Genomic DNA, 14,626 nt, shown 5'->3' with positions numbered 1-14,626 from the left:
TTTACCTAATTAAAATTTTTAATATTTTAAATTATAGCTTATATCCATGGAAAAATAAGCTATAAGAAGAAGGGAGAAAAAGAAATTTGGGATTTTCGACAAAAGCAAAATTTGAAACCTACAGTAAAAAGGACAGTAGATTAGAAAAAACATTGGGGGTTAAAGACTTCTTGGCTTTAGGAGTGGGAACGATTATTTCTACTTCAATCTTTACTTTACCAGGAATTGTTGCTGCACAATTTGCAGGACCAGCTGTTGTATTTTCATTTTTGATTGCTGCAGTTGTTGCTGGTATGGTCGCATTGGCCTATGCTGAAATGGCCAGTGTTATGCCCTTTGCTGGCTCAGCCTACTCATGGATTTCAGTGCTCTTTGGTGAGGGATTTGGCTGGATTGCGGGTTGGGCCTTACTTGCAGAATACTTTATTGCCGTAGCCTTTGTAGGCTCGGGCTTCTCGGCTACATTCCAGCATATTCTAGCAACCTCTAATATACATTTACCTGCGGCTTTAGCTAATCCACTTGGCACTAATGGTGGTATCGTTGATATTATTTCTTTAATTGTTATTTTAATTGCCGCTCTTCTTGTATGGCGGGGCTCTAATGATGCTGGAATAATTGCGCAAATCTTAGTTGTGTTAAAAATTATTGCCATTATCACATTTATTGTTGTAGGTTTAACAGTGATTAAACCCCAAAATTATACACCGTTTATACCTAAGCACAATCCTACTACAGGCTTTGGAGGTTTATCGGGAATTTTATCGGGTGTTTCAATGATTTTCCTTGCTTATATTGGCTTTGATTCGATTGCGGCTAATTCAGCTGAAGCTAAAAACCCCAAACGTACAATGCCTTTAGGTATTGTAGGCTCGCTCATCATTGCCGTGGTTCTGTTTTCAGCAGTCACGCTTGTTCTTGTCGGCATGCATCCTTATACTGAGTATGCAAATAATGCAGCTCCTGTATCTTGGGCTTTATCAGAAGCAGGTTTTCCTTTGGTTTCACAAGTGATTTCAATAGTTGCTGATGCCGGAATGTTTATTGCTTTACTGGGAATGATTTTAGCGGGGTCTCGACTGATTTATGCTTTTGGTCGTGACGGAATGCTTCCAAAAGTATTGGGAGATGTAGACAAGCGTGAGAATCCAACCAATGCTTTGGTTGTTTTAACTACGGTTGCAATAATTATTGGGGCTTTTTTCCCATTTACCTTCCTGGCACAATTGATTTCCGCAGGTACGTTGATTGCTTTTGTCTTTGTTTCGATCGGGATGTTTGCTTTACGTCCGCGTGAGGGCAAAGACTTACCACAAGCAAGTTACAAAATGCCATTTTACCCGATTTTACCAGCTCTGGGCGCAATAGGCTCGATTATTGTATTTGAAAATCTTGATTCACTTGCGAAACTATACTGTTTTATCTGGATTTTGTTAGGTATTGTGATCTATTCTTTGTATGGTGCGAAGCGTGAAAAAAATTAAAAATTTTATACCGATTTGAGGATTTATCAAATCGGTTTTTACTTTAATTAAAAGTTAATTACCTCAAAACTAACTTTTTTTAAAGGAAGAAACACTTACAGAAGCATATAGGGAAATAATACGTGAATTATGGTAAAATATCTGTATGACAAAATTTTACAATGTAGGCACAATAGTGAACACACAAGGGCTTCAAGGAGAAGTTCGTGTGATTTCAGTTACCGATTTTGCTGAAGAACGTTTTGCAAAAAACACAATTTTGGCTCTTTTTGACAAAAAAGGAAATTATGTCCAAGATTTGAAAGTTAAATCATCTAGAAAACAAAAGAATTTTTATATCGTCAAATTTGATGGCTTTTATCATATTAATGATGTTGAAGGCTTTAAGGAATTCACTTTAAAAATAGCTGAGGACAAGTTGAAGGATTTGGACGAAGGCGAATTTTATTATCATGAAATTATTGGTTTAGATGTATATGAAAATGATCAATTAATTGGACAGGTTAGCGAAATTCTTCAACCAGGTGCAAATGATGTGTGGGTCGTCAAACGTAAAGGCAAGCGTGACTTGCTTCTTCCTTATATTCCACCTGTTGTATTGAATGTTGATCTTCAAGCTAAAAGGGTGGATGTAGAAATTATGGAAGGTTTGGACGATTAGGATGAAAGTTGATATTTTAACCATTTTTCCAAATATGTTCGACTCACTCAACCAATCGATAGTTGGGAAAGCACAAGAAAAGGGACTGCTTGAACTTCATACCCACGATTTTCGCGAAAATGCGAGCAACAAGCAAAGACATGTGGATGATATGCCTTATGGCGGAGGTCAAGGCATGTTGCTGATGCCGCAACCTATCTATGATACAATGGATAAGATTCCGCATGAAAAGGCTCGTGTGATTCTCCTTGATCCTGCAGGCAAACGCTACAATCAAAAAATGGCTGAAGAGCTTGCCCAAGAAGAGCATCTAATTTTTATTTGTGGACATTATGAAGGTTATGATGAACGAATTAAAGATCTAGTGACGGATGAGATTTCGCTTGGCGACTTTGTCTTAACAGGCGGAGAAGTAGCAGCTACTGTTATTGTTGATTCTGTAGTACGCTTGCTGCCTGGAGCTTTAGGTAAAGCAGCCAGTCATGAGGATGATTCTTTTTCTTCAGGATTACTTGAGTATCCGCAATATACACGTCCAGAAGAGTTTCGTGGGAAGAAGGTCCCAAGCGTTCTGATGTCCGGTCATCACGAAAATATTCGTAAATGGCGCTTGACGGAGAGCTTGAAAAAAACTTTAGCACGACGTCCGGATTTGTTGGAGCAGTACGAGACAAATGCAGAAGAAGAGGAGATTTTGAAACAGCTAAAGATGGAAAGAGAAAAATCTTGATGGCTTGGAAAAATTATATTTGGGATTTTGATGGAACACTCTTCAATACCTATCCTGTAATGTTAGAGGCCTTGCGTGAAGCAATGAAGCAATCTTCAGTAGAATTTCCGGGCGATTTAGAAGCTTATATCAAACGCTTCTCTATTCGTAAATTCGCTTTTGAGTTTGCAGACGATGACTTTCTTGATTTGTATCATAAAATAGAAGCAGAGATGCAAGTCAATCCTCAGGTTTACCCTGAAATCCCACAAATTTTGTCAGAAATTGTAGAAAATGGCGGACAAAATTTTGTCCTCAGTCATCGTGATGATGCTACCTTTGAATATCTGGGTGAACTAAAAAAATACTTTACGGAAGTCATTACCAGTCAGCAAAATTTTGCACGGAAACCAAGTCCAGAAGCTTTGGAATATTTGATTCACAAATATAAGTTGGTGCCAGAAGAAACAGTCATGATTGGTGATCGTCCTCTTGATATTGAAGCAGGTATAAACGCAGGTGTAGCCACTTTGCTTTTAGATGAGAAAGCATATTTTGGAGATATCTCCGACAAGAAAATAAAAAATTGGAGTGAATGGAAATGACATTAACATTAGAACGTGATAAAGAATTTGTAAATCAATTTCACTATGATGCACGTAATTACGAATGGGAAAAAGAAAACGGAACACCTGAAACAAATATCAATGTACAATTTCAGTTAGTGCCTCACGATCAAGTACCTGACGGAAAAGTTGCTGCAGAAGATACAGCAATTTATACTATCTTGACATATATGATTCCTTTGGAGAATATTGTCTTATCAGGTATGCTCAGCCAACTTAACTACATTCGTGGTCGCCAAGTGAAAGAGCAATCTGAATTAGAACAAGAAGAAATGGCTCAAATTGCTGACCCACTTTTTGATCTTTTGAAGCGCTTGGTGTACGAAACAACAGAGGTTGCCCTTGACCAACCGGGCATCAACCTCCAATTTTAAGGATTTTTTCAAGATTATTTATTATGAAATTAGCTATTATTACAGATACTTCGGCAGATTTTGCCGAACAATATAAAAATCGTGACGATTTATTTGTCTTGGAAATTCCCATATCTATTGAGGGAAAAGAATATAAACCAAGTGAAATGACACACCAAGAGTGGTATAAGTTGATGGCCGCAACTTCAGAGGCGCCTAAAACATCACAACCAAGCATTCTTGAATTAGAAGAATTACTGCGAACACTAAGACAAGAGGGCTATACTCATGTTTTAGGTGCTTTTTTGAGTTCAGGAATTTCAGGTTTTTATCAAAATGCATTTTATCTACAAAGTGAATTTGAAGATATGGTAGTCAAGTTTCCTGAAACCTTTATCACCTCTAGTCCACTTGGCTATATGATTGAGACAGCACTTGATGCGGCGGATGCCGGAAAGTCATTTGACGAAATTATTGCTCAGTTTGAGTATCAAAGAGAAAATGACAATGCCTTCATGCTTGTAGATGACCTTCATTGGTTAGCTAAAGGGGGGCGCCTGTCGAGAGGTGGAGAACTTTTAGGAACACTCCTCAATATCAAACCTATTTTACAGTTTTCAGAAGATGGTAAAGTTGTTGTATATGATAAGGTGCGTACAAGCAAGAAAGCTGTGTCAGAGCTAAAGAAACTGATGCTTGCGAATAGTGATCCAAAGTCGCACAAGGTCTACGTTCTCCATGCTGATGCGGAAGATCGTGCGAAAGACCTTTATGATTTTGCCAAAGCTCATGGCTACGATGATGTCGAAATCGTAACATTTGGACCTGTTATTGCAACTCACCTAGGCTTGGGTGCGATTGCTTACGGGTTCTCACCTAAGAAATAATTTATTGTATAAAAATTAATTGTAAAAAGAGAAGGAAACATTTTAGTCATTCCTTCTCTTTTTTTTGGCGTTTTATAAAATAGTTGTTTTTAAGGAAGTGTAAACGCAATCATATAAACGTTGAGAAATAATTGTCTATTTATTTCAAGTTTTGTTTGACTTTAAGTTAAAAAAATATTAAACTAAAGTTGTTATTATACGCATAAATATACATTAGGAGGTATATAATGGAAGCAAAAACTGAAAAGAAAAAATTCCAAATGCCATCGGCATACACGATTCTTTTCATCATCATTGTCCTTATTGCAATCCTGACCTGGTTTATTCCAGCAGGACATTACAAAGTAGATGATGCTGGCAATATTATTGCTGGATCATTTACACAGGTAGCTTCAAACCCTCAAGGGATTTGGGACATGCTTATGGCTCCCGTTAATGGGATGTTAGGTATTGAAGCAAATGGAAATGTACCTGCTACGCCAGCCGCAATTCCTATCTCATTCTTTATTTTAATGGTAGGTGGCTTTTTAGGTGTAGTAAATAAAACCGGTGCACTTGAAGCAGGTATTGCCTCAATCGTTAAGCGTTTTAAAGGTAAGGAGAAGATGCTGATTCCGGTCTTAATGATTCTCTTTGCACTTGGGGGATCAACGTATGGGATGGCGGAAGAAACATTGGCTTTCTATGCTTTGATTATCCCTGTCATGATTGCGGTTGGTTTCGATACGGTCGTGGCAGTTGCCATCGTTTTAGTTGGCTCTCAAGTTGGTTGTTTGGCTTCTACAGTGAATCCATTTGCTACAGGTGTAGCTTCTCAAGCAGTTGGTATTTCCATGGGACAAGGTATGGGACTTCGCTTCTTCATGCTAGTCGTACTTACAGGGATTTCAATTCTCTATGTTTATCGTTATGCTTCAAAGATTGAAAAAGATCCTACAAAGTCTTTAGTTTATAAAAATCGCGAAGCAGATATCCAACATTTCGACATTGCTTCTATTGAAAAACAGGAAAATATTACGCAACGTCAAAAATGGGTCAATGTTGTTTTCTTCGGAAGTTTTGTCATTATGATCATGTCACTTGTACCCTGGGATATGTTGAATGAACACTTTACTTTCTTTAATGACTTTACTACTTGGCTAACATCAATTCCAGGCTTAGGTGTTGTTCTTGGTAAGAGCATGGTGCCGTTTGGTGCATGGTACTTCCCAGAAATTACAATGCTATTCATCGTCATGGCCGTTGTGGTTGCTTTCGTTTACCGTATGAAAGAATCTGAATTTATCTCTGCCTTTCTCGAAGGTGCATCAGACATGATCGGTGTTGCTATCGTCGTAGCTGTGGCACGTGGGATTCAGGTTGTGATGAACAACGGGATGATTACAGATACAATCTTGCATTGGGGTGAACAAGGACTTCAAGGACTTTCATCAAGTCTATTTATTATCTTAACGTTTATCTTCTATTTGCCAATGAGTTTCTTGATTCCATCAACGTCAGGTTTAGCAGCTGCTACCATGGGTATCATGGGTCCAATGGGCGAATTCGCCAATGTTTCAAAAGATTTGGTCATTACTGCTTATCAATCTGCATCAGGTATTTTGAACCTTATCACACCAACATCCGCTGTTGTTATGGGTGCACTTGCTATTGCCCGCTTTAATATCGGAACATGGTGGAAATTTATGGCCAAGTTGATTGTGATTCAGTTGGTTGTAATCATGATTATCCTTGGAGTTGCCGCAGTATTATAAAAAATGAATAAAAAGCTTTCCATCGGGGGAGCTTTTGTTGGAGGTCACATGAAAACTTTTATTACAGATGAATATCAAACAGCAGCTGTGCAATCACTAGGACGTTTAGTCAAACATGCCTCTGTATTAGACGAGAGTGATTCTGGCCCAGGGCATCCTTTTGGGAAAAAAGTTTTAGGTGCTTTAGAAGAAGTCTTGGAACTTTGTCAAGAATTAGGTTTTAAGACTTTTCAAGATCCTGAAGGTTATTATGGTTACGCTGAGACGGGCGAGGGCGAAAAACTTTTTGGCTTACTTTGTCATATGGATGTCGTACCTGCAGCAGACCAAGCAGGCTGGGAAACTAATCCTTTTGAAATGGTCGAGCGTGATGGTCTTTTAATTGGGCGGGGTACCCAGGACGATAAAGGACCAAGTATGGCTGCACTCTACGCAGTGAAGGCTTTAATGGATGCTGGTGTGACATTTGACGGGCGAATCCGTTTTATCTTTGGTACAGATGAAGAAACACTTTGGCGTTGTTTGGATAAATATAATGAAAAAGAAGAGGCAATCACCATGGGCTTTGCACCTGATTCTCATTTTCCGCTCAACTATGCTGAAAAAGGGTTGCTTCAAGCCTATCTTACTGGGCCTGGCACAAACGAATTCACATTACATGCGCCCGGCGCTTTAAATGTCGTCCCCGATCGTGCGGCTTACACTTCAGAAAAATTAGCAGAAGTAAAAGCAGCCTTGGCAGCGCATGGTTTTTCTTATGAAGAAACCGAAAAAGGAATTTCCGTACAGGGCAAAAGCGTACATGCTATGGCTGCACCAGAAGGGATAAATGCCACTTTACGTTTGGCTATTGCCTTAGCAGAAGTATTTGACTTCAAGCCACTTGATTTCTTGGGTAAACTTGTTCAGGAAAATGCCACAGGTGAAAATGTTGTGGGCAAAGTTATGGATGAACAATCTGGTGAATTAACCATGAATTTCACAGATGTTGAGATCACTCCTGAACATACAAAAATCGGTGTGGATATGCGTATCCCTGTAACTATTGATAAAGATGAACTGGCTGGAAAGCTTGCTGCTCAAGCAGCGGATTATCAACTTGAATATAAGCAATATGATTGGTTAAATCCTCTCTATGTGCCGGTAGAAAGTGAACTTATCCAAACGCTTCTTGCTACTTATCGTGAAATTACAGGAGATATGACGGAGCCAATGGTTTCTGGAGGGGCTACCTTTGCTCGGACGATGCAAAATTGTGTAGCCTTTGGAGCCATGTTCCCTGAAACACCCGACTATATGCACCAAGCTAATGAACAATGGGCAATTACTGACATGCGTAAAACGATGGAAATATATGCTGAAGCTATATATCGCTTATGTGCAGTGAAGTAAGCATGCCCCATAAAAAATGATTCTCCTTAGAATCATTTTTTATTATAAAATAAGAAGAAAGTTGAATAACAATAACTTTTTCTTCTAAAATATCCGTATTCTCATTACTCTTTGGCAGTAAAAGTTTTTATATTTAAAAAAGATTTGCTCAGTAACTCTTTTTCAGATGAAAAGTGCTAAAATAGTAGTATGAAACTAGAGAATTTGCCGTCAGAATTTGTACAAGCTTTGCCGGTTTTGGAAAAAATACAGGCACATGGTTTTGAGGCTTATTTTGTAGGAGGAAGCGTACGGGATGCGCTTTTGCAAAGGCCAATCCATGATGTGGATATTGCAACCAGTGCATATCCGGCTGAAACCAAAGCCATATTTCCGCATACCATTGATGTGGGAATTGATCACGGTACCGTGTTAGTCTTAGCTGGTCAATCTGAAGCTGAACACTATGAAATTACTACTTTTCGTACAGAAAGCACTTATACAGATTATCGCCGCCCAGATTCTGTAGATTTTGTCCGAGAACTTTCGGAAGATTTAAAACGCCGCGATTTCACGATTAATGCCTTTGCTATGGATACTGAGGGACAGATTATTGATTTGTTCAATGGTCTTTCTGATTTATCTGCGTCACGCTTGCGTGCTGTTGGAATTGCAACGGAGCGTTTCAATGAAGATGCGCTTCGGATTATGCGGGCAATGCGTTTTGCTGCAACTTTAAATTTCGATGTTGAAAAAGAAACCTTTAAAGCTATGCAATCGCGTGCTCATCTTTTAAGCAAAATCTCTATTGAACGTATTTTCATTGAGCTCGACAAGTTGCTTTTGGCTAAAAATTGGAAAAAAGGCTTAGAAATATTGTTAACTTCGCAAGCTTATACTTTTTTGCCGGACTTGCAAGAAAAAGCTATACAAGCTTTACTTCAAACTCTAGAGACGCACTTTACTTTTGTCAATTCAGAGCAAGCTTGGGCTGCGCTCTTAGTGCATAGTGATCAGATAAATGTTAAAGCTTTCTTGAAAAAATGGAAGGTGTCGAATGACTTTATCAAATATGTGTATGATTTGACAGAAGCCTATAAGCTTGAAAGTTGGAGTTTAGAGAGCATTTATCGCTATGGGTTAGAAAAAGCTCTGCTGGTTGATAAGCTAAAAGTTGCCGCAGGGCAAGATGTTGATTGTGATCAGGCTTATATCTATGATGCAAAGCTCCAGATACATAGCAAGTCAGAGCTTGCAGTAACTGGAAATGACATTATTCAAACATTTAATATCAAGCCAGGTCCGATTTTAGGGAAGCTGCTACATCAGATTGAAGAACAAGTCGTTAACAACCAATTAAAAAATGATAGAAACAAAATTTTAATATATATTAAGGAGATTCTATGATTACTCGTAAACAAGGTTCATGTACTACTATTTTGGTGGGGAAAAAAGCCTCAATTGATGGATCGACACTTATCGCTCGTAATGACGATGGACATGAAGCACTGGATCCACAACGCTTTGTTGTGGTTCAACCAGATCAACAACCGCGTCATTATAAAGCTGTGTTAAGTGCTTTGGAACTGGACCTTCCAGAAAACCCAATGCGTTATACTGCTACACCAAATGCTGTTTTAACAAGCGGAACTTGGGCTGCTGCAGGGATTAATGCTGCAAATGTTGCAATGTCAGCTACAGAAACAATTACAACAAACCCACGTATCTTAGGACTTGACCCTTACAATGAAGAAAGCGGCATGGGAGAAGAAGACTATGTTACTCTTGTCTTGCCTTACATCCACAGTGCGCGTGAAGGTGTTGAACGCTTAGGTGCCCTTCTTGATCAATATGGAACATATGAACCTAACGGTATTGCTTTTGCTGATAAGGAAGAGGTTTGGTGGTTGGAAACAATTGGTGGCCATCATTGGGCAGCAGTACGTATTCCAGATGATTCTTATGTGGTTGCGCCTAACCGCATGAACATTGATCATTTTGATTTTGAAAGTGAAGATACACTTTGTTCAAAAGATTTGAAAGCACTGATTGATGAAAACCATCTTAACCCAGATTTTGAAGGTTATAATTTACGTCATATCTTTGGTTCCAGCTCAGTTAAAGATAGTGTATATAACAATCCACGTACTTGGTATGGTCAAAACGCTTTGGGAACGCCAAGTGACGATCCTCAAAATCCAGAATTGCCATTCATCTGTAAAGCCACACGTAAAATTTCAGTAGAAGACATGAAATTTGTGCTCTCAAGCCACTTTGAAAATACTGAATTTGATACTTACGGTACAACAAATACGCCGGAACAAGCACAACTTTTCCGTCCAATTGGGATCAACCGTAACCACAGTGTACACATTTTACAAATCCGTAATCATGTTGATGAAAAACTTGCAGGTATTCAATGGTTGGCATTTGGGGCAAATACCTTCAACCATGTCGTACCTTTCTACACAAATGTTGATGATACACCAGCTTGCTATCGTGATGCAACAGCGACATTTGACTTGAATAATATGTACTGGCTCAGTTGTACAGCAGCACTTCTTGGTGATACAGATTACAGCAAGTACGTTGATTTACGTGATACCTATGAATTGGCAACTGTAGGTAAATTCCGTGAAATCCAAAATAAAACGGATAAAGCGGGAGCTGCAGCAGACCTACAAGCAGCAAATGAAGAATTAGCAGCGTTTGCATTAAAAGCAATGACTGAAATGCTAGGACGTATGGTAATTTCAGGTTCAAATCGCATGAAACTCCGTTATGATTTCAACGATTAATTCTGATAAAAAGCACTTATGTGCTTTTTTTTGTGCCCTATACAAAATACTAAAAACCGTCTATCCTCTAAACGAGCGTAAAGTAGGTTCTTAGTTTTCAAAACATATTGTGCTAAAATAAAAAGAAGAAATTTATCTTACATTTTAATTTATTAAAAAGAAAGCAAGGAAAATGCGTAAAACATTCCAATCAACAAAAGACTTTTTTAAAAATACGTTTCATTATTTTGGTCCCGTCATCTTTTTTCACCTCTTACTTTTACTCGTTGTAGTTCCGACATTAACAGCGACCACTAATTTTTTACTTCACCGTAAGGAGATTGATTATCTGGCTTATGATAATGTAATCTCGATTTTCAGTCAACATCCACTCACAGCGTTTGCTCTAGTAGGTATTTTGGTCCTGATTGTAGTTTCGGTATTCTTAGAATTTACTTTTCTAACGATACTGGTTCACTTTGTGAAGCAAAAAGAAAAAGTTACAATTCCTGAGTTACTTTATGCAACATTTTCACGGTTGCGACATCTCAGACCTTCTCTTATCTTATTTTTCTTGTTTTATTTTATGTTAGTTTTGCCTTTAAGTGGTTTTGCCAGCGGTATAGACATTATTTCCGCTATTCAAGTGCCTAATTTCATCTTGGAGTTTATTGCAACTAACAATTGGTGGCTTTTGACAGCCTACATTTTACTGACTTTATTATCCATGTTTATTGGATACCGTCTAATTTTTGTTCTGCCGCTCATGATTTTGCAGCAGAAAAAACTTAGGACCTCATTGAGTGTCAGCTGGCAGATGAGCAAAGGAAAATTTAAAGTTTTCTTTTTCCGCTTTATAGCAATTTTCATCAGTTTACTGGCTTCTTTCTGGGTAATCAGTCAACTCTTGATTTTGTTGCAATCCGCAATTGATCATCACATGCCTCAAATAGCGTTAGCATCTGCGACGATGATTATGTTTATTATCCAAGTTTCAGCTTTACTACACATGCTTTTGTCACTAATTTTGATTTTCTATGTGGTCATTAATTTGTTAGAGGAATTAACACCAGAAGAAATCTATGTTGAGCTAAAAGCTTTTCAACTATTGCCTAAAGGTTGGCGTTGGGTGAGCCGAAGTTTATTGGGGTTTTTTACAGTCCTGTTTATTGCGCTCATTGGTGTTTTTAACGTTTATTACCTCAGCCAGGATACCTTATCAAATCCACTTATTATTTCACATCGTGGTGTGTCCGAGAAAAATGGTGTTCAAAATACAATTCCCGCCTTGATTGAAACTAGCCAAACCTATCATCCAGATTATGTTGAGATGGATGTACGTGAAACAAAGGACAAGCAATTTGTTGTCATGCATGATGAAAATTTACGTCACTTAGCTGGAGTGAACAAGAAAGTAAATGAATTGACTTTAGCTGAACTCACCAAACTCACTGTCCGAGAAAATGGTAAATCTGCCCCTTTACCAAGCTTTGATGAATACTTGAAAGAAGCAGATAGGCTTGATCAAAAATTACTGATTGAAATTAAAATCCCGCTTAAGGAAGATGTCAATGCAGTAAGTAGAAATTTCTTGCAACGTTATAAAAAAGATATTGAAGCAAGAAAACATCAAGTACAATCTTTAAGCTTTGATTTGTCACGGAGCCTAAAAAATCATGATTCATCTACTTTTGTATCTTACATTATGACCTACAACCTTATCGGAGTACCGAAAAGTAATGTTGATGCATTTTCAGTTGAAATATCGACATTGGATTCGGAATTTGTGGAAAAAGCGCACGATTATGGTAAAAAAGTTTATGCTTGGGATGTTAATGATGCCAATACAGTACAACGTATGCGTCTATACGATGTTGATGGCTTAATCACAGATGATATACCGGTAGTCAAGAAAACTATCGAAAATACGCAAAGCGGTATGAGCTTTGCCCAGAAAATTCGCATTTACTTATTAGATTTAGGAAATGCAGATTTAACAGATCTGAGCTCAGATAGTTTTTCTAGTTTTAATGTGTAGTATTTAATGTTGAAAGGCAAAGGGTCAAGGCTCTTTGCCTTTCTTAACTTGTGCTATAATAAATAAGAGTATTCAGAGAAAAAGATAGGATTTAGATAGAACATGGCAGATTTTTTAGTATCAGATTTAACAAAAAGCGTAGGAGATAAAACACTTTTTGATAAAATTTCATTTATTATACATAACCTCGATCGCATAGGGCTATTGGGCACAAATGGTACAGGTAAAACAACCTTGCTTAATACGATTGCGGGCATTCAAGGTTTTGATGGAGATGTTTCTCCATTTACTCACCCCCAAGATTATAAAATTACCTATTTGACTCAAGAGCCAGATTTTGATGATGAAGCAAGTATCATGGATACTGTTCTGGATGATTCACTCCCCCAAATGAAGGCCATAAAAAGTTATGAAGCTGCACTTTTAAATATTGAAGATTTAAGCAAATTTGAACGTGCCCAATCTGATATGGATGCTTTAAACGCTTGGCAAGTAGAAGCAGATGTGAAAACAGTTTTAACAAAACTCAAATTGCCAGATTTTTCTTCAAAGATAGGCTCGCTTTCAGGAGGACAAAAGCGCCGTGTGCAATTAGCCCAAGCGCTCGTCAATCCGTCTGATTTACTTTTGCTTGATGAACCTACCAACCACCTTGATGTGGATACTATCGCATGGCTGCAAAACTATCTCAAAAACAGTAAGAGAACAGTGCTTTTTGTGACACATGATCGTTATTTTTTGGACAATGTGGCGACGCGTATATTTGAGCTAGACAAGTCAAAACTCAAAGAATACCAAGGGAATTATCAAGATTATTTGGCGCAACGTGCTGAAGCAGAGGAACGTGAAGCTGCAAGCTTGCATAAAAACCAACAGCTTTACAAATCAGAATTAGCTTGGATACGCAAGTCTCCGCAAGCACGAGCAACTAAACAACAGGCACGTATTGACCGTTTTGAAAGCTTAAAAGAAGATGTACGTACAGATAAAGACTTGGGTGATGTAGACATCAGCTTGGCGACGACACGTTTAGGAAAAAAAGTCATTAATTTTGAAAATGCAGCTTTTGCATTTCCTGATCGTCCAATCTTTTCTGACTTGAACTGGATTGTACAGAATAAAAGTCGTGTTGGTATCGTTGGTGATAATGGTGTAGGTAAATCAACCTTGCTCAATATTATCGCCGGAGAACTTGAGTTGACGTCAGGAACGATGGATATCGGTGAGACTGTTAAGATTGGATACTTCAGTCAAGAAATACGTGGACTTGAAGAGGATAAACGCATCATTAATTTCTTGGAAGAAGTAGCTTCCGCTAGCCAAAATACAAGCGGTGAGACAATTTCGATTGTTAATCTTTTGGAACAATTCCTCTTTCCAAGAAGCACACATGGGACTTTGATTCGTAAACTTTCTGGTGGTGAGAAGAAGCGCCTTTACCTCTTAAAAATATTATTAACACAACCTAATGTTCTGCTCTTGGACGAGCCAACCAATGATTTGGATATTGCAACTTTGACAGTTTTAGAAGATTTTCTTGCAAAATTCCCTGGCGCTGTAATTACCGTAAGTCACGACCGGTATTTCCAAGACAAGGTTTCCAATGAGCTTTTGGCTTTTGAGGATGGAAAAATTAACCATCTTTTTGGTGCTTATAGTGACTACTTGGCGACAAAAGTGGCAGCTCCTGTGGAAGTAGCTACTCCGAAAGTTGATACACGCGTACGCGAAGATGCAAAACCAAAGATGACTTGGGCCGAGAAGCAAGAATGGGCAACCATCGAAGAAGATATTGCAAAATTAGAAGAACGAATAGAAGAAATTGATTCTGAAATGAACGAAAATGGTTCAGATGCCGGTATGCTTTCTACTCTTCAAAAAGAATTAGATCAAGTAACGACAGAACTTGAGACAAAATATGAGCGCTGGGAAATGCTCAGTGAAAAAATATAAAAAGCAAGCGAGT

The 14,626-nt window shown here is 38.3% G+C and carries 12 protein-coding genes; all 12 read left to right on the top strand.

The genetic code is table 11. The annotated features are described in order from the left end of the window. The first annotated feature begins 86 nt into the window (after nucleotides 1–86). The 12 genes from J0J33_RS08740 to J0J33_RS08685 all read left to right on the top strand — a co-directional run bounded on the left by J0J33_RS08740 (nucleotide 87) and on the right by J0J33_RS08685 (nucleotide 14,613). On the top strand, nucleotides 87–1,484 hold the full coding sequence (locus J0J33_RS08740) for an APC family permease (protein ID WP_019292380.1): 1,398 nt from the start codon (nucleotides 87–89) through the stop codon (nucleotides 1,482–1,484). A 145-nt stretch (nucleotides 1,485–1,629) separates the two neighbouring features. Further along, nucleotides 1,630–2,145 carry a ribosome maturation factor RimM gene (gene rimM, locus J0J33_RS08735; RefSeq protein WP_017370130.1) on the top strand — a complete coding sequence of 172 codons (516 nt, stop codon included), beginning with the start codon at nucleotides 1,630–1,632 and terminating at the stop codon, nucleotides 2,143–2,145. Between the two features lies 1 nt (nucleotide 2,146). After that, on the top strand, nucleotides 2,147–2,875 hold the full coding sequence (trmD, locus tag J0J33_RS08730) for a tRNA (guanosine(37)-N1)-methyltransferase TrmD (protein ID WP_019292379.1): 729 nt from the start codon (nucleotides 2,147–2,149) through the stop codon (nucleotides 2,873–2,875). Beyond that, nucleotides 2,875–3,459, top strand: coding sequence for an HAD-IA family hydrolase (locus J0J33_RS08725; protein ID WP_019292378.1), 585 nt, complete (start codon nucleotides 2,875–2,877; stop codon nucleotides 3,457–3,459). Before trmD ends, J0J33_RS08725 begins: the two co-directional genes overlap by 1 nt. Then, nucleotides 3,456–3,854 (top strand): DUF1149 family protein, encoded by a 399-nt coding sequence (locus tag J0J33_RS08720; protein WP_206887502.1) that lies wholly within the window; start codon nucleotides 3,456–3,458, stop codon nucleotides 3,852–3,854. The genes J0J33_RS08725 and J0J33_RS08720 overlap by 4 nt, the downstream gene beginning before the upstream one ends. A gap of 23 nt (nucleotides 3,855–3,877) precedes the next feature. Beyond that, a complete protein-coding gene (locus J0J33_RS08715) occupies nucleotides 3,878–4,720 on the top strand; it encodes a DegV family protein (RefSeq protein ID WP_019292376.1) in 843 nt (280 codons plus the stop codon). A 227-nt stretch (nucleotides 4,721–4,947) separates the two neighbouring features. Then, entirely contained in the window at nucleotides 4,948–6,474 is a 1,527-nt protein-coding gene (locus J0J33_RS08710; protein ID WP_019293582.1) for a YfcC family protein, read from the top strand. Between the two features lie 48 nt (nucleotides 6,475–6,522). After that, complete coding sequence (locus J0J33_RS08705; protein WP_165716897.1) at nucleotides 6,523–7,866, top strand: M20 family metallopeptidase; 1,344 nt, start codon at nucleotides 6,523–6,525, stop codon at nucleotides 7,864–7,866. A 189-nt stretch (nucleotides 7,867–8,055) separates the two neighbouring features. Further along, a complete protein-coding gene (locus J0J33_RS08700; RefSeq protein ID WP_117517348.1) occupies nucleotides 8,056–9,252 on the top strand; it encodes a CCA tRNA nucleotidyltransferase in 1,197 nt (398 codons plus the stop codon). Beyond that, nucleotides 9,249–10,643 carry a C69 family dipeptidase gene (locus tag J0J33_RS08695; RefSeq protein ID WP_019293579.1) on the top strand — a complete coding sequence of 465 codons (1,395 nt, stop codon included), beginning with the start codon at nucleotides 9,249–9,251 and terminating at the stop codon, nucleotides 10,641–10,643. The genes J0J33_RS08700 and J0J33_RS08695 overlap by 4 nt, the downstream gene beginning before the upstream one ends. A 172-nt stretch (nucleotides 10,644–10,815) precedes the next feature. Then, nucleotides 10,816–12,660: a glycerophosphoryl diester phosphodiesterase membrane domain-containing protein gene (locus tag J0J33_RS08690; protein ID WP_165719784.1), complete on the top strand. Its 1,845-nt coding sequence runs from the start codon at nucleotides 10,816–10,818 to the stop codon at nucleotides 12,658–12,660. Between the two features lie 102 nt (nucleotides 12,661–12,762). Then, nucleotides 12,763–14,613, top strand: coding sequence for an ABC-F family ATP-binding cassette domain-containing protein (locus tag J0J33_RS08685; protein ID WP_206887500.1), 1,851 nt, complete (start codon nucleotides 12,763–12,765; stop codon nucleotides 14,611–14,613). Nucleotides 14,614–14,626 lie beyond the last annotated feature (13 nt).

It is taken from the genome of Lactococcus sp. LG1267, from assembly GCF_017309545.1.
Classification (GTDB): Bacteria; Bacillota; Bacilli; order Lactobacillales; family Streptococcaceae; genus Lactococcus; species Lactococcus petauri.
This window is presented reverse-complemented; position numbering and strand designations above follow the sequence as displayed.